The sequence below is a fragment of the Mesorhizobium sp. M8A.F.Ca.ET.057.01.1.1 genome, from assembly GCF_003952565.1.
In the GTDB taxonomy this organism is placed as follows: domain Bacteria; phylum Pseudomonadota; class Alphaproteobacteria; order Rhizobiales; family Rhizobiaceae; genus Mesorhizobium.
This window is the reverse complement of record NZ_CP034454.1, coordinates 4016046-4032182: the sequence shown is the minus strand read 5'-3', so window position 1 is coordinate 4032182 and position 16137 is coordinate 4016046. Positions and strand designations below refer to the sequence as shown.

The window sequence follows — 16137 nt, the reverse complement described above, 5'->3', positions numbered from 1 at the left end:
GATGATGAACGAGCATCTCCGCGCTTTTCCTTCTCCCGCAAGGGGAGAAGGGAAGGCCCTGCACGCCCTCGCGACCCTCTTCCTCTCCATCCTCTTCCTGGTTCTGCCGGCGCTTGCCGCCCGCGCCATGGAGATCCAGTCCGTCACCTCGCCGAAGGGCGTCACGGCTTGGCTGGTCGAGGACTATTCCGTGCCGGTTGTCGCCATCCGCCTCGTCTTCGGCGGCGGCTCGACGCAGGATCCGCCGGGCAAGGAAGGGCTGGCCAATCTGATGACCGGCCTGTTCGACGAAGGCGCCGGCACTCTCGATTCGGAAGCTTTCCAAATCAGGCTCGACGATGCCGGCGCCGAGATGAGCTTCGACGAGACCCGCGATGGCATCTACGGCTCCATGCGCATGCTGGCCGAACAGCGCGACGAAGCCTTCGACCTGTTGCGGCTGGCGGTCAACGAGCCGCGCTTCGACCAGGCGCCGATCGACCGCATCCGCGCCCAGGTCCTGTCCGGCATCATCGCCAACGAGAACGACCCAGACACGGTGGCGCAGAACCGATGGGCTCGCGCCGTCTATGGCGACCACCCCTATTCGCGCTCCGATCAGGGCACCAGGCAGAGCGTCGCCGCCATCACGCAGGCCGATCTCAAGGCCCTGCACAAGGCGGTGTTCGCGCGCGGCGGCCTGCATGTCGCCGTGGTCGGCGCCATCGACGCCGAGACGCTGAAGAAGAAGCTCGACATGGTGTTCGGCGACCTGCCGCCGAACCAGGCGCTCGCCCCTGTCGCCGATATCGAGCCCAGGCTGGCGCAGCATATCGAGGTCAATTACGACCTGCCTCAGACCTCGCTGCAGCTCGCCTGGCCAGGCGTGAAGCGCACGTCGCCGGATTTCTTCCCGGCCGCGCTGATGAACGAAATCCTTGGCGGCGGCACCTTCACCTCGCGCCTGTTCCAGGAGGTGCGCGAAAAGCGCGGGCTGGCCTACAGCGTCAATTCCTCGCTGGTAAACCAGGACCACGCCGACGCGCTGATCGTCACCACCGGAACGCGTTCCGACCGCGCCGCCGAGACGCTCGGCATCGTGCGCGACGTCGTCAAGCGGCTGGCCGAGGACGGCCCGACCGAGGCCGAACTGGCGGCGACCAAAAAATATCTGATCGGCGCCTATGCGATCAACAATCTGGATTCGTCGAGTTCCATCGCCGCGACGCTGGTCGAGCTGCAGCTCGACGATCTCGGCATCGACTACATGCAGCGCCGCAGCGGTTACATCAACGCGGTGACGCTGGATCAGGTCAAGGCGGCGGCGAAGAAGCTGCTGACGGCGGAGCCGACCATCATGGTGGTCGGGCCTCCACTGGCGGGAGCCGGCAAGGGATGAGCCCGACCTTTGGCATAGCTTTCGGCGGCGGCGGCGCACGCGGCCTGGCGCATATCCATGTCATCGAGGCGCTGGACGAGCTCGGCATCAAGCCGGTGGCGATAGCCGGCTCGTCGATCGGCGCCATCATGGGCGCCGGCATGGCTGCCGGCATGACCGGCAAGGATATCCACGACTATGCCCGCTCGATCCTTGGCCGCCGCGCCGAGGTGGCGAGCCGCATGTGGCGGGCGCGGCCGGGCACGATCGCAGAAGCCATGCAAAACGGCATCCGCGTCAGCCAGTTCAATGTCGAGCGCATCCTCAAGGCGTTTCTGCCCGAGGCCATTCCCGAAACCTTCGCTGATTTGAAAATCCCGCTGAAGGTGACAGCGACGGACTATTTCGGCCACAAGCTCGCTGTCTTCGACGACGGCGACCTACACTCGGCCCTTGCCGCTTCGGCCGCCATTCCCGCCGTCTTCCGCCCGGTGACGCGCGACGGCAGGCTGCTGATCGACGGCGGCATCTACAATCCCGTGCCGTTCGACCTGATCGAGAAGGATGCCGACATCGTCATCGGCGTCGACGTGGTCGGCGCGCCGGAAGAGGCCGACCGCAAGCAGCCGACCTCGGTCGACCTGATGTTCGGCGCCACGCAACTGATGATGCAGTCGATCATCGCCAACAAACTGAAACAGTGCCAGCCCGACATACTGGTCCGCCCGGCGGTGTCCAAATACCGGGTGCTCGATTTCCTGAAGATCGACGCCTTGATGAACGAGACGGTTGAAATCAAGGATCGGCTGAAGCGGGAGGTGGAGGCCGCAGTTGAACAGCGTTCAGCCAAGCTCAAAGCGAAAAGAATAAAGACACCAGCCAAGACGTGATCGCTATCAGCGACTGCGTCTGCAAGACCGTGAGGGTAGCTTGTGCCGCCTCGGCGGTGAAGCAGCGCCGAGGGACAACGATGGGCTTACCTCAGTCCTTCGCCCGCTCCACATACGACCCATCGGCCGTCATCACCACCACGCGTGTGCCAGGCGCGATGTGCGGTGGCACGGTGGTGCGCACGCCGTTGGAAAGAACGGCCGGCTTGTAGGAGGACGACGCCGTCTGCCCCTTGGTCGTCGGCTCGGTGTCGACCACTTCGAAGGTGGCGCGCTGCGGCAGCACCAGGGCGATCGCGATGCCGTTGAACTGCGACACCTGCACCGGCATGCCTTCCTGCAGATAGGGGGCTGCGTCGCCAACCACGGCTTCGCTGACCGCAACCTGGTCGTAGGTTTCCGGGTTCATGAAGTGATAGCCTTCGCCGTCGGCGTAGAGGAAGGTGTGCTCGCGCTCCTCGACATAGGCACGCTCCACCTGCTCGGTGGTGCGGTAGCGCTCCGACACCTTCACCCCGTCGCCGATGCGCCGCATGTCGAGCTGGGTCACGGGCGTGCCCTTGCCTGGGTGGATGTTTTCGGCAAAGAGGATCACATAAAGCTTGCCGTCCTTGTCGACGACATTGCCTTTGCGGAGCGAACTGGCGATGACTTTCACCACGGTTTTAAATCCTGCGAGAGTTGACGGGCGTTTGCCGGCTTGTGCGGCGCTGGATGGGGGCCTAGCGCATCTTGGCGCGAACCGCCAGCCCCCCAATGCGAACTGGCATGGGGGCGAACCGACATGGGGGCGAACCGACATGGGGCGCACCGCCATGCCTTCAATCCGCTCATGACCGCCGCGTCGCCCTGGTGGACGCCGCATGTCCACGCCGATCGCCGCCCCCGCCTGATGCTGCGCAACGGGCTGACGGCGGCCTTGCGCGACTGGTTCGCCCGCAACGACTTCATCGAGGTGGAGACGGCGGCGCTGCAGGTCTCACCCGGCAACGAGGCGCATCTGGCGGCTTTCGTCACGGAAGCGGTCGGGCCGGATGGCGTCCGCTCGCCGCTTTATCTCCACACCTCGCCGGAATTCGCCTGCAAGAAATTGCTCGCCGCGGGGGAGCAGCGCATTTTCAGCCTGGGTCCGGTCTACCGCAACCGTGAGCACGGTCCTTTGCATCATCCCGAATTCACCATGCTCGAATGGTACCGGGTGGGCGAAACCTATGAGAGCCTGATGCGCGACTGCGCCGATCTGCTGGCGTTGGCCGGGACACGGGCAGGGGCCACGCGCTTTTCCTTCCGTGGACGCGACTGCGATCCGTTCGCCGAACCGGAGCGGCTGACCGTGGCGGACGCCTTCAGCCGCCATGCGGGCATCGACCTGCTGGCCACGGTCGCCGTCGACGGCGACACGGACCGGGAGAAGCTTCATGCCGCAGTGGTCCAAGCCGGCCTGCGCACCGCGCCTGATGACAACTGGGCGGATTTGTTCAGCCGCGTGATGGTGGAAAAGATCGAGCCGTTCCTCGGGCAGGGGCGGGCGACCATCCTGTGCGAATATCCGGTCGCCGAGGCGGCACTGGCCCGTCCGAGTCCCGGGGATCCGCGTGTTGCCGAGCGGTTCGAACTCTATTGCTGCGGTGTCGAGCTCGCCAACGGCTTTGGCGAGTTGACCGACGCGGCCGAGCAGCGTCGGCGTTTCATCATCGAGATGGATGAGAAGGAGCGCATCTATGGCGAGCGCTACCCGCTGGACGAGGATTTCCTGGCGGCCCTTGCCGTCATGCCGCAGGCCAGCGGCATCGCGCTCGGCTTCGACCGCCTGGCGATGCTGGCGACCGGCGCGCAGAAGATCGAGGACGTTATCTGGACACCCGTCGCGGCATCTTGAACGAGAGGCCGCTACCAGACCGTCATTTCAATGCGCGAAAACCTGCTCCAGTGAACGAAAACCCTTGAATTCCAGGGCGTTGCCCGACGGGTCGCGAATGAACAGCGTCGCCTGTTCGCCGGGCTCGCCCCTGAAGCGGACCATTGGCCGCTCCAGCCAGTCTATGTCGTCGCGCGCTTCCAGCCGCGTCGCCAGGCGCTGCCAGTCATCCATCAAGAGCACGGCGCCGAAATGCGGGATCGGCACCAAAACGCCGTCGACCTTGCCGTCGCTGGCGGCTTGCGCGGCCTGGGGCCGCAGATGCGCCGACATCTGGTGGCCGTAAAGGTCGAAATCGACCCAGGTCGCCGACGAGCGGCCGATCGCGCAGCCCAGCACCTCGCCATAGAAAATTCGGGTTTCATCGAGATCACGGACTGGAAAGGCAAGATGGAAAGGCGTCATGGCGAAGGCTCCAGATAGGCAAAAACTGCGACGTCCGCTCTTTGCGGGCGCTTCGATGGCGATTTGGTCGCGCCATCCTGATTGCCCTTCTGCCATTGCACAAGCGGCATTGGAACAATAGATGGTGCGGCAGCACCTGCCTTCCGGACAGGGCTGAAGAAACAGGATCAAGTGCATGACCGACAAGCTCGACGCCGCGAAATTGACGGACCGCGTCGCGGCCCTGGTCGAGGCAGCGAAACGCGCTGGCGCCGATGCCGCGGACGCCGTCGCGGTGCGTGGCCGCTCGACCGGCGTCTCGGTGCGGCTTGGCAAGGTCGAAAACACCGAGGCGTCCGAGGGCGACGACGTTTCGCTGCGGGTCTTCGTCGGCCAGCGTGTGGCCAGCGTATCGGCCACCGCCGCGTCCGATCCGAAGGCGCTTGCCGAGCGTGCCGTCGCCATGGCCAAGGTGTCTCCAGAGGATCCCTACCAGGGTCTTGCCGACCCTGCGCTGCTCGCCAGGCAGACGCGCGATCTGGACCTGTTCGACGCGACCGAAGTGTCGGCCGACCAGTTGAAGGAAGCCGCCCTTGCGGCCGAAGCGGCGGCTCTCGCCGTCAAGGGCGTGACCAATTCGTCCGGCAGCAATGCCAGCGCCGGGCTGGGCGGGATGGTTCTGGCCACCTCACACGGTTTTCTCGGCCAGTACGTCGCCTCGCGCTTTTCGCGCTCGGCCAGCGTGATTGCCGGCGAGGGCACCGGTATGGAGCGCGACTATGAATTCTCCTCGCGCCAGCATTTTGCCGATCTCGACGCGCCGGAGGATATCGGACGCATGGCCGGCGAACGGGCCGTGCGTCGTCTTGGCGCGCGCAAGGCGGCGACCGGACCGGTCGACGTGGTGTTCGACCCGCGCGTCGCGCGCGGCATTGCCGGCCATATCGCCGGCGCCATCAACGGCGCTTCCGTCGCGCGAAAAACATCGTTCCTGCGCGACATGATGGGCAAGCAGGTGGCCGCTGCCGCCATCACCGTCACCGACGAGCCGTTGCGGCGCCGCGGCCAGGCTTCGCGTCCATTCGATGGCGAAGGCGTCGAGGGCGAGAAGCTCCTGATGATTGAAAAGGGTGTCCTCAATCACTGGTTCCTGTCGACGTCGGCGGCGCGGGAGCTCGGCCTCGTCACCAACGGTCGCGGCGCGCGCGGCGGCTCCTCCGTCTCGCCGTCGTCGACGAACCTTGCCATCGAGGCGGGCGAGCGCTCGCCGGAGGATTTGATCGGCTCGCTCAAGACCGGCTTCTACGTCACAGAAGTGTTCGGCCAAGGCGTGGACATGCTCACCGGCGAATACAGCCGCGGCGCCTCGGGCTTCTGGATCGAAAATGGCGCGCTCGCCTATCCGGTCGCCGAAGTCACCATTGCCTCGAACCTGAAGACGATGTTCCTCAACATGGTGCCGGCCAATGACCTCGACCGCAATTTCGGCACCGCCGCCCCGACGCTCCTGATCGAAGGCATGACCCTTGCCGGAGCATGACCTGACCACTGCCGGTGCCGATCAGGACCTGCCGCTGCTGCGCGACGCCGCTCGCGAAGCCGGTCTTATCGCCATGCGTTACTTCGGCAACAATCCGCAGGTCTGGATGAAGGGCGGCACCTCGCCGGTCAGCGAAGCCGATCATGCCGCCGATGCGTATCTGCGCCAGACGCTGCTTGCGGCACGGCCGGACTATGGCTGGCTGTCGGAAGAGACGGCCGACGATCCGGCACGGCTTTCGGCGCGCCGCACCTTCGTTGTCGATCCGATCGACGGCACGCGCGGCTTCCTCGAAGGCCAGCGGACATGGTGCGTCAGCGTTGCCGTCGTCGAGCACGGCCGAACGCTCGCCGGGGTGCTCGAATGTCCGGCGATGGATGAGACCTACTGGGCGCTGCCCGGCCAGGGCGCCTTCCGCAACGACAAGCGTATCGCGGTGCGCAAGCCTGGGGACAAGGCTGAAATTTCAGGATTGAAGCAGTTGATCGACCTGGTGCCTGCCGGCTGGCAGAAGCGGCTGCAGCGGGCACCCTACATTCCCTCGCTCGCCTACCGCCTGGCGATGATCGCCAACGGGACGCTCGACGCAACGTTCGTCAAGCCGAACGCGCATGACTGGGACATCGCAGCCGCCGATCTCATCCTGCGCGAAGCGGGCGGCCAACTGCTCGACCCGAATGGGCGCGCGCCGCTCTACGCCGGCTCGGTGATCCGCCACGGCGCGCTCGCTGCCGGCAGCGGGGACCTGCTGGCGGTGCTTGTCGATGTCATCGCCGGGCTGGATGCCTGAAAGCGTTTTCGAAGGTTCCAAAGTCGGCGGCTTTGGTCTAGACCTGTCACAAACTCACGATATGTGAAGGACCGACATGGCCGCGGAAGACGGAAAGAAACAGCTTTTGCATCTGGTGTTCGGCGGCGAACTCAAGAAGCTTGGCGGTACCGAGTTCCGGGATCTCGACGCGCTCGACATCGTCGGCGTCTATCCCGACTATCAATCCGCGCACACTGCGTGGAAAGCCAAGGCGCAAGCCAGCGTGGACAATGCTCATATGCGTTATTTCGTCGTTCATCTGCACCGCCTGCTGGATCCCGATAGCAAGGCTGCCGGTTGACCTCGATGGAGCATGATCTGGCGAAACAGCCAGCCAGCGAAGCCGCGCCGACGGGCAGGGGCGGCAGCCGCACGACCAAAGCCTTCTGGCGCCGGATTCGCGAGCCACTCGCGCAGTCCCGATTCGTCAAGAACGCCATTGCCAGCCTGCTCGCGCAGTTCGTGCGGCTGGTTCGCCTGACCAGCCCCCTGGTCGCCGGATCGGCACACTTTTCGGGCGGCGCCTACGCCGAGTTCGAGCCGGGGATCATTGCTCTGTGGCATGGGCAGCATCTTTTGACACCGGCCTATTACCCAAAGCGCAAGCCGCTGGTCGCCATGGTGTCGCGCAGCGCCGATGCAGAACTCAACGCGCTGATGCTGGAGAAGTTCGGCATCGAGGCGGTGCGCGGTTCGGGTGGACGTGACAATGCCAGGCATCTGGACAAGGGTGGGGCCAAGGCGCTCATCGCCCTCAAAAAGTCGCTCACCGCAGGCAAGAACGTTGCCATGATCGCAGACATTCCCCACGGTACCCCGCGCGATGCAGGGCTCGGTATCGTTCTCCTGGCTCGCCTCTCCGGCCGGCCGCTCCTGCCCGTCGCCATCGCCACCAGCCGCCGCAAGGTGCTGGAAAAGAGCTGGGACAAGACCACCATCAACCTGCCCTTCGGCCGCTCCGCCGTGACCATAGGCGCGCCGATCTTCGTGGCGGCGGATGCCGACGATGCCGAAATGGAACGCAAGCGCCTGGAAGTGACGGCCGCCCTCAACGCCGCGACCGCCGAGGCCTACCGTCTCGTGGACGGTCCGCGATGAGCGGCCGCTGGGCCCGCACCATGCTGTCGGCATATCGATTTGCCGGCGCGGCCGCTTATCCACTGGTCGGACCCTATGTCGCTTGGCGCACCTCGCGCGGCAAGGAAGACCGCAATCGCCGCCGCGAGCGCTACGGCGTCGCCGGCCGACCGCGCCCCGAGGGGCCGGTGATCTGGATCCATGCCGCGAGTGTCGGCGAGACCTTGGCCGTCGTGCCGCTGGTCGAAAGCATTCTCGACTATGGCGTCAACATCGTGCTGACGACCGGCACGGTGACCTCGGCCCAGGTCGTCGACGAGCGGCTCGGCGACCGCATCATCCACCAATATGTGCCGCTCGATCTGAAGCCAGCGGTCAGCCGCTTCCTCGATCACTGGAAACCTGATCTGGCCATCATCGCCGAATCCGAGATCTGGCCGATGACCATCCTCGAACTCGGTGCCCGCCACGTGCCGCAGGTGCTGGTCAATGGCAGGCTCTCTGATCGCTCGTTCACGTCGTGGAAGAAGCGGGCCAACATCGCCGAGGCGCTGTTCGAGAATCTGGCCCATGTCGTTGCCCAGTCCGACGTCGACGGCGAGCGTTTTCGCGCGCTCGGCGCCCGGCCCGTCACGGTGTCGGGCAACCTCAAGGTCGACACCAACCCGCCGCCGGTCGACGATCGCGCGCTCGGCACTTTGCAACGGCAGATCGGCGATCGCCCGACCTGGGCGGCGATCTCGACCCATGATGGCGAGGAAGTGGTCGCGGCGGAAGTCCACGCGATGCTGCACAAGCGTCACCACGGCCTTTTGACGATCGTCGTTCCGCGTCACCCCGATCGGGCCGAAGCCCTTGCCGCGCAGATTTCCGGCATGGGGCTGAAGGTCGCGCGGCGCAGCAAGGGCGACCGTATCGGGCCCGACACCGATATCCTGCTTGGCGATACGATCGGCGAAATGGGCTTATACCTCCGCTTGACCGAAATCGCTTTCGTCGGCCGCTCGCTGACCTCCGAAGGCGGCCAGAACCCGCTCGAGCCGGCCATGCTCGACACCGCAGTTTTGGCCGGGCGCAACGTGCAGAATTTTCGCGAGGCCTATCAGCGCCTGCTCGACAGGGGCGGCGCCAAGCTGGTGCGCGACCGCGACATGCTGGCTGGCGCCGTCAATTTCCTGCTGACCAACGAAGTGGCGCGCCACGAGATGATGGCGGCGGGGATCGCCACCGTCGACGAGATGCGCGGCGCGCTGGCACGTACGCTCAAATCGCTCGAACCCTATATCCAGCCGCTGGTGGTCAAGGCGCGCCTGAAGGGCGCGAACGGGCGTTAGCGTGGCTAGCGAAGCACCGCCTTTCTGGTGGGAAGAGCCGGATTGGCGCGTCTTCGCATTGTCGCCGTTGTCGGCAGTCTATGCGCTTGCCGCCGGCCGCGGCATGCGCAGGGCCCGGCGCGAGAAGATCGACGCGCCGGTTTTATGCGTCGGCAATTTCACCGTTGGCGGCACCGGTAAGACGCCGGTGGCGATCGCGCTCGCCCAACAGGCCAGGCGCATGCAGCTGAAGCCCGGTTTCCTGTCGCGCGGCCATGGCGGCTCTTTCGCCGAGCCGCATGTCGTGGATGCCGATCACGACAGCGCCAGGCATGTCGGCGACGAACCGCTGCTGCTGGCCGAACATGCTCCGGTGGCGGTGACGCCCAATCGTGCCGCCGGCGCCCGGCTGCTGCTGGAAAAACACGGCTGCGATTTCGTCATCATGGACGACGGCTTCCAGAGCGCGCGCATCCATATCGATTATGCGCTTGTCGTTGTGGATGCCCGCTACGGGATCGGCAATGGCCGCGTCATCCCGGGCGGTCCGCTCAGGGCCAAGATCGTCGACCAGCTGGTCTTCACCAGCGGGCTGTTGAAAATGGGCGAGGGCACCGCCGCCGACGCGGTGGTCCGCCGGGCAGCGCGTGCCGGCCGGCCGATCTTCGAGGCCCACACCGAGCCGTGCAGCAAGGCCGGGCTTGCCGGAAAGCGGTTTCTGGCCTTTGCCGGTATCGGTCATCCTGAAAAGTTCTTCGACACCGTGCGCGAGGCCGGCGGCGAAGTGGTCCTGTCCAGGGCTTTTCCGGATCATCATTTCTACGCCGAGGACGAACTCGCCGAACTGGCTGCGACGGCGCGGGCCGAAGGCCTAGGGCTGATCACCACCGCCAAGGACGCCGCCCGGTTGCGCCACGGCGCCCCGCGGGACTTTCTTGACCGTCTCGACGTGCTGGAAATCGACACGGTGTTCGAGCTTGATCACGTGCCCGAACGCATTATCGAAGAGACGCTCGATGCCTGGCGGCAGCGCAAGCTGAAAGGCTAGCCCCGTTTGCGCAACTCCGGATGCATCTCGATTTCGCGGCGCAGCGAAGCCGTGGCGTTCACGTAAGGCTCCTGCCTGGCGACGCTCCAGTATTTCAGCTCGTCCAATGGGATGTTTTCGCCCGTCACCGCGCAGCGCACGAACGAGCCGGGGCTGGTGACCTGGAAATCGCCATCGAGGTAGCGGATGCGGGCTTCCTTGCCGCCCGGGCCTTCGAAACGGTTCATCATGCAATGGCACTTGAGTTCATCGGGATTCAATCGCCATAAATCGTGGGCAAGGTCAAGCTTGGCGCAATGCTCATGTAATATTGCCCTATGGCACAATGGTTGTCAGGAAGCGCCATGGACATCGCCAATGCAAGCATGCCGTCTTTGCTGAAAGAAGCGCTCACGCCCCAGCCGGTGCCTTCGCCCAAGGCCGATCCGGCGACCGCGGCGCTGGTCAAGGTGCTCGTCCAGCCGCCGGCGCCCGCTGTGGTGCAATCGGCGCAGTTCACCACCCAGGCGCTGCAAAGCTCGCTGCCGCGACCGGCCGCTCAAACCTCGCAACGCCTGTCGTCCTCCGAGATCGAGGATGCTTACCGGGCCGTCATGGAACCTGACGCCGCCCACCATGCGCCGTCCCGAGCCTCGACGGGCGGGGTAGGGGCGGATACCGATCAGGCTTCGCGTGGCTTCACCCCGCCGCAGACGACGGACAGCACACCCAAACTGGCGCCGGCCCCGTCCACATTTTCGCCGGTCGTCGCTTCCGCGGCGGTCCTGGTCGCGGCCAATGCCAACGCGCCGCAACCGCGCGGCGCCTCCATCCGTCCGGCTGGCCATGCTCCACGATCCGAGCCAGCTCCGTTGTCGCTGTGGACCATATCGATCGTGACGGCCATCGTCTCGGCCGTGACCACCATGATCGTGCTTTTGCTGTTCCGTTAAGCAGGGTTCACGCGATTTCCGACAGGGAGCCGCCACGCATTTTCCCTTGGGAATTGCACTGGAGTGCATGTCCTGAAAGCGGGCCGGCGATGGCCGAATGCCTTCGAGCCTAATCGTCATCCTGCAGGAAAGCTTCCAGCCTTGCGGGCGCAAGCCCGGCCTGTTCGGCAATGCGCCTGGCGAGATCGGCGGCGGCCGCGCGCGGCCGGCCGACCGGACGATCCAGCCAGTAGGAAACCGGATTGAGCGTGGTGCGATCGTCGACGGCGACGAGGCGCCCCGATTCTATCTGGCGCTCGGTGAGCGGCGGCCGCGCCAGCGCGATGCCGAGGCCATGGGCCGCTGCATCGAGCACCAGATTGTAGTCCTCGAAGCGGCGGTCCTGCGGGCGCGGCCGGTAGTCCACGTCCTGCGCGGCGAACCAGGCGCGCCAGCCCGACGCGTCGGAATCGTTGATCAGCGGGAATTTGAGCAGCCGGGCCGGGTCGCCACCGCCGATCTCCCGTGCAAGGTCTGGCGAGGCGATCGGGAAGAGATGTTCCTCGAACAGCTGCACCGAGACGCGGCCCGGGATGCGGCCGCGACCGCAGCGGACCGAAAGATCGATGCCTTCGTCGGCGAGATCGGCCTGACGGTTGTCGACGTCGAGCACGATGCGCAGCCGGGTAGGGTCGTTTTCCAGTGTTGCCATGCGCGGCATCAGCCACAGGCCGCTCACCGATGGAATGGAGGCTAGACGCACCACCGCGGTGCCGCGCGGCTCCACCCAGCGGTCCGAATCGACCGAGATCAGGGCGAAAGCTTCGGTGGTCCTGAGATGCAGGCGATTGCCTTCGTTGGTCAGCGTCACGCCGCGCGCGCCACGTTCGAACACCTTCAGACCAAGCCAGTCCTCGAGCTTGGCGATCTGCCGGCTGACGGCGCCATGGGTAAGGTTGAGCTTTTCAGCGGCGGCCGAAAAGCTTCCCGTGCGCGCCGCGGCGTCGAAGGCGCGCAATGTCTCCAGCGGCAGCATAGTGTTCGAGCTGTGATCCATGCTCACAGGTGACCCTCGATTTGGTCGTTTGTCAATTGACCTGGAAAGGCGCTTTCTGCTCTCGAAACCTGAAGAATCCGAGGGCACTGAGATGAGCACGACGACAGGCACGTTGAATTCGACACAGCGGATGGACACCACGGCCGCCATCGCCGTGGCGCTGACGGTGATCGGCTGGGCCTCCGCCTTCCCGGCGATCCGGGCCGGGCTCGCCGCCTTCCAGCCGTTGGAGCTTGGCGCCCTGCGCTTTGCCATCGCCGCCGTGCCGGCGGCGGTGTACCTTGCCGTTAAGCGCCCGGCGCTGCCCCGGATCGGTGATTTGTGGCGCTTCGCCTTCGGCGGCGCCATCTTCGTCGCGCTCTACACGGCGATGCTCAATTTCGGCGAACTGACCGTCTCGGCCGGAGCCGCCGGCTTCATCATCAATGTCAGCCCCATCTTCACCGCCATCATGGCGATGGCGCTGCTTGGCGAGCGTTTCTCCGGAATAGCCTGGATCGGTACGGTCATTTCCTTCGCCGGCATCGGCATCATTGCCATCGCCGACGGGCATGGCCTGCATTTCAATGCCGGCGCGCTGCTGGTGCTTGGCTCGGCACTTTGCTCGGCCGTCAACACCATCGTCCAGAAGCCGCTGTTTGCCCGCCACCACCCGCTGACCATCGCGGCATCGAACATGGTGCTCGGCGCGCTCTGCCTGGCGCCCTTCCTGCCCGCCGCGTTACAGCAGGCCGCTGTTGCCGATACGGCTGGCCTCGGAGCCGTCATCTATCTCGGCATCGTGCCGAGCCTGATCGCCTATGCGGCCTGGGCAACGGCCCTGTCGCGCCTGCCGGCGGCGCGTGCTTCCAACTTTCTCTACCTTGTCTCGCCGATGTCCGCCCTGATCGGCTTCTTCTGGCTCGGCGAAGTGCCGACCCTGCTCGGCATCCTCGGCGGCGCGCTGGCGCTCGGCGGTGTTATCGTCGTGAATTTGAAAAGGTAAATCAGAGCGTTGAGGCCGTTTGTCGACTCAAGATGATAAGTTGTGTTCTTCGACCTCAGCCTCTGTGAGGTGGATGCGAGGCAAGCTATCCTGATCTTGCCTGAAAGAGGGGGTCGGGATGGGAAGAGGCTTCGTACCAGCGGTTTTCTGCATGCTGCTGTTGAGCGGGAAAGCGTAGCGGGCTGGTATCATGTCGAGAATTACGAGGGATCGATCGGGACGAAGCCGGTCCATTTCTCCCTGCAGAGATATGACAGCTTCGGCAGCGGCATTACCGTCGAGGGAAGCTATTTCCACGATGCCGGGCAAAGCCCCATCGCAATCTACGGCAAGGCCGATGGCGCCAGGATCACGCTTTGCGAGATCGCGGACGACAAGGAACTTGAACGCGTGCTGGTGATCGGGTCGAAGACACCGGTCGACACCACCGGGTGCCCGTTCTCTCTCGACATCGGCGTGGACGGCGCGACCGGAAGCTGGAGCAAGGGAGCGGATACATTGCCGATCCAGCTCAAGAAAGTGACGGCGTTCGATGACACCGGAGAGGTGAAGATCGACGGGGCCATCGAAATCCCCTTCTGGGCGCAGACGGCTCGTGAGAGGTTTGCCGGCGTCTACGCCAACACCAGCGCCGGCTTCTGCATGACGAAAATGCACGTGATCAAGAAGCGCAACGGCAAAGTCGTGCAGGAGATCGCCTTCAAGGATGACGACGCATGCAGTGCCGGCATGCTGATGACATCAATCTATAGGAACGTCGAGAAGTGGGTCGAGGGCGGCAAGGACGTCATTTCGGTGAACTTCAGCGGCGGCGGCGCCGGCCATACGGAAGACTATGTCTTCAGCCCCAAAGCCAAGAAATATCGCAAGAGGAAATGATCAGGGGGCATCAGGCACCGGCTCAGCGCCTGCCGAACAGCCGCTCGATATCGGCGAGCTTGAGCTCGATATAGGTCGGCCGGCCGTGGTTGCAGGTGCCGGAGCCGGGCGTCGCCTCCATCTGTCGCAGCAGCGCGTTCATCTCCTCGGCCTTGAGCAGCCGGCCGGAGCGGACCGAACCGTGGCAGGCCATGGTGGCGGCGATCTTGTCCAGCCGCTCCTTGAGCGTGTCGACCGTGTCGTTGTCGGCGATTTCGTCGGCGAGGTCGCGCACCAGTTGCTGCACATTGGTCTCGCCCAGCATCGACGGCGTCTCGCGCACGGCAACCGCGCCCGGGCCGAAACGCTCGATGCCGAGGCCGAAGCGGGCGAGCGTTTCGGAATGCATGGCGAGCCGCTCTGCGTCCTCTTCCGGCAGGTCGATGATCTCGGGCAGAAGCAGGATCTGCGAGGGCACCGGCCGCGAGTGGAGGGCGTTCTTCAGCGCCTCGTAAACCAACCGCTCATGCGCCGCGTGCTGGTCGACGATGACGAGCGAATCCCTGGTCTGAGCGACGATATAGTTCTCGTGCACCTGTGCGCGCGCAGCCCCCAGCACCGCGCCGAGCAGCGTCTCGGCAGCCTCATTCTGCCCAGCACGCGCATCGGCGCTGGCGAGCGGGCCAGCATCGAAAGCCGCCTGGTCGCTCTCGCCGAAGCCGGTTCTTGCGTTGCCGCGTTCAAAGCCGGCTCCTGCGAATTGCATGTCGAGCGGCCGCTGCGGCGAGCGCGAAGGGTCGAAGCCCGTGGGGCCGGACGCATGGAAAGCCGCCTCGTAACTGCGATGGCCATTTGTCGGGCCCCCGTGATCATAGGATGCGGCGCCCGGACGGAACGCAGCCATCATGCCGGCGGCACCCGTGGTGGCGGAGCGGATGCCGGCCTCGGCCAACGCCTGCCGGATCGCGCCCACGATCAGCCCGCGCACGAGGCCCGGATCACGGAAGCGGACATCGGCCTTGGCCGGATGGACATTGACGTCGACAATGGCCGGATCGAGCGAAAGAAACAGCACGGTCACGGCGTGGCGGTCGCGCGGCAGGACATCGGCGAAGGCGCCGCGAATGGCGCCGGCGATCAGCTTGTCGCGCACCGGCCTGCCGTTGACATAGGCATATTGCTGCAGCGCGTTGGCGCGGGTGAAGGACGGGATCGACACATGGCCGGTCAGATGCACGCCTTCGCGCATCGCGTCGATGGCAATGGAATTGTCGGGAAAGTCGGCTCCCATCACCTGCGCGACACGGCGCAGCCTGCCGTCCGCACTGTCTTCGGTCGCCGGCAGTTCCAGCGTCGTGCGGTCGGATCCGGCCAGCGTGAAACGCACACTGGGGAAGGCGATGGCGATACGCTTGACGATGTCGCTGATGGCCGAGCTTTCGGCGCGTTCGCCTTTCATGAATTTCAGCCGCGCCGGCGTGGCGAAGAACAGGTCGCGCACCTCGACCGTGGTGCCGCGATTGGCGGCCGCCGGCTTGACGGGCAGGATGCGGCCGCCCTCGATGCCGATCTCGGCGGCGCCGTCGCCCGAAGCCGTGCGCGAGCGGATCGACAGCCGCGATACCGAGCCGATCGACGGCAGTGCTTCGCCGCGAAAGCCGAGCGAACGGATGTCGTGGATATCGTCGGCGAGCTTGGAGGTGCAGTGACGCGCGATCGCCAGCGCCAGCTCCTGTTCGGGGATGCCGAAGCCGTCATCGGTGACGCGGATCAGGTTCAGCCCGCCGCCCGATGTGACGACCTCTACCTTGCTTGCACCGGCATCGAGCGCGTTCTCCACCAGTTCCTTGACCACGCTCGCCGGACGCTCGATGACTTCGCCGGCGGCGATCTGATTGATCATCGTTTCGGAAAGCTGGCGAATGGGCATGATGATAGTATAGGCGGATTCGTGTCGTGCGGGCGAGGGCGAACTGCGGCCGAAACGG

17 protein-coding genes are annotated in these 16137 nt (G+C 65.2%); 12 read left to right on the top strand and 5 right to left on the bottom strand.

All coding sequences use genetic code 11. The features are described from left to right. The first annotated feature begins 1 nt into the window (after position 1). Positions 2-1378, top strand: a complete 1377-nt coding sequence (locus EJ077_RS19210; protein WP_208703049.1) for a M16 family metallopeptidase — start codon at positions 2-4, stop codon at positions 1376-1378. Further along, positions 1375-2247: a patatin-like phospholipase family protein gene (locus EJ077_RS19205; protein ID WP_208695645.1), complete on the top strand. Its 873-nt coding sequence runs from the start codon at positions 1375-1377 to the stop codon at positions 2245-2247. Before EJ077_RS19210 ends, EJ077_RS19205 begins: the two co-directional genes overlap by 4 nt. A gap of 91 nt (positions 2248-2338) precedes the next feature. On the opposite strand, the gene efp is transcribed toward EJ077_RS19205, so the two are convergent. Further along, entirely contained in the window at positions 2339-2908 is a 570-nt protein-coding gene (efp, locus tag EJ077_RS19200; RefSeq protein ID WP_210212120.1) for an elongation factor P, read from the bottom strand. 171 nt (positions 2909-3079) lie between these two features. Here efp and epmA point away from each other — a divergent pair, with 171 nt between their 5' ends. Then, the gene (epmA, locus tag EJ077_RS19195; protein ID WP_208703047.1) at positions 3080-4126 is read left to right on the top strand and encodes an EF-P lysine aminoacylase EpmA; all 1047 of its coding nucleotides are present in this window, start codon (positions 3080-3082) and stop codon (positions 4124-4126) included. A gap of 27 nt (positions 4127-4153) precedes the next feature. Here the strand turns inward: epmA and EJ077_RS19190 are convergent, their stop codons facing one another. Further along, the gene (locus EJ077_RS19190; protein WP_208695644.1) at positions 4154-4570 is read right to left on the bottom strand and encodes a VOC family protein; all 417 of its coding nucleotides are present in this window, start codon (positions 4568-4570) and stop codon (positions 4154-4156) included. Positions 4571-4745: 175 nt separating this feature from the next. On the opposite strand from EJ077_RS19190, the gene EJ077_RS19185 reads away from it, so the two are divergent. The 6 genes from EJ077_RS19185 (at position 4746) to lpxK (ending at position 10338) form a co-directional block, all read left to right on the top strand. Then, entirely contained in the window at positions 4746-6089 is a 1344-nt protein-coding gene (locus EJ077_RS19185) for a TldD/PmbA family protein (protein ID WP_208695643.1), read from the top strand. Continuing rightward, positions 6076-6879: a 3'(2'),5'-bisphosphate nucleotidase CysQ gene (locus EJ077_RS19180; RefSeq protein ID WP_208695642.1), complete on the top strand. Its 804-nt coding sequence runs from the start codon at positions 6076-6078 to the stop codon at positions 6877-6879. The genes EJ077_RS19185 and EJ077_RS19180 overlap by 14 nt, the downstream gene beginning before the upstream one ends. Positions 6880-6955: 76 nt before the next feature. Continuing rightward, positions 6956-7201, top strand: a complete 246-nt coding sequence (locus EJ077_RS19175) for a DUF4170 domain-containing protein (RefSeq protein ID WP_015318348.1) — start codon at positions 6956-6958, stop codon at positions 7199-7201. 5 nt (positions 7202-7206) lie between these two features. Further along, positions 7207-7998, top strand: a complete 792-nt coding sequence (locus tag EJ077_RS19170) for a lysophospholipid acyltransferase family protein (protein WP_208695641.1) — start codon at positions 7207-7209, stop codon at positions 7996-7998. After that, entirely contained in the window at positions 7995-9311 is a 1317-nt protein-coding gene (waaA, locus tag EJ077_RS19165; RefSeq protein WP_208695640.1) for a lipid IV(A) 3-deoxy-D-manno-octulosonic acid transferase, read from the top strand. The genes EJ077_RS19170 and waaA overlap by 4 nt, the downstream gene beginning before the upstream one ends. A gap of 1 nt (position 9312) precedes the next feature. Continuing rightward, positions 9313-10338: a tetraacyldisaccharide 4'-kinase gene (gene lpxK / locus EJ077_RS19160; protein WP_208695639.1), complete on the top strand. Its 1026-nt coding sequence runs from the start codon at positions 9313-9315 to the stop codon at positions 10336-10338. Here the strand turns inward: lpxK and EJ077_RS19155 are convergent. After that, entirely contained in the window at positions 10335-10568 is a 234-nt protein-coding gene (locus EJ077_RS19155) for a DUF2093 domain-containing protein (protein WP_127278225.1), read from the bottom strand. The genes lpxK and EJ077_RS19155 overlap by 4 nt on opposite strands. 114 nt (positions 10569-10682) lie before the next feature. On the opposite strand from EJ077_RS19155, the gene EJ077_RS19150 reads away from it, so the two are divergent. After that, positions 10683-11270 carry a hypothetical protein gene (locus EJ077_RS19150; protein ID WP_208695638.1) on the top strand — a complete coding sequence of 196 codons (588 nt, stop codon included), beginning with the start codon at positions 10683-10685 and terminating at the stop codon, positions 11268-11270. A gap of 109 nt (positions 11271-11379) precedes the next feature. Here EJ077_RS19150 and EJ077_RS19145 read toward each other — a convergent pair whose 3' ends face one another. Then, positions 11380-12306 carry a LysR substrate-binding domain-containing protein gene (locus EJ077_RS19145; RefSeq protein ID WP_208695637.1) on the bottom strand — a complete coding sequence of 309 codons (927 nt, stop codon included), beginning with the start codon at positions 12304-12306 and terminating at the stop codon, positions 11380-11382. Between the two features lie 91 nt (positions 12307-12397). Here EJ077_RS19145 and EJ077_RS19140 point away from each other — a divergent pair, with 91 nt between their 5' ends. Continuing rightward, positions 12398-13291 carry a DMT family transporter gene (locus tag EJ077_RS19140; protein WP_208695636.1) on the top strand — a complete coding sequence of 298 codons (894 nt, stop codon included), beginning with the start codon at positions 12398-12400 and terminating at the stop codon, positions 13289-13291. A gap of 96 nt (positions 13292-13387) precedes the next feature. Then, positions 13388-14170, top strand: coding sequence for a hypothetical protein (locus EJ077_RS19135; RefSeq protein ID WP_208695635.1), 783 nt, complete (start codon positions 13388-13390; stop codon positions 14168-14170). A gap of 22 nt (positions 14171-14192) precedes the next feature. Here the strand turns inward: EJ077_RS19135 and mutL are convergent, their stop codons facing one another. Next, a complete protein-coding gene (gene mutL / locus EJ077_RS19130; protein WP_208703046.1) occupies positions 14193-16079 on the bottom strand; it encodes a DNA mismatch repair endonuclease MutL in 1887 nt (628 codons plus the stop codon). Positions 16080-16137: the final 58 nt, after the last annotated feature.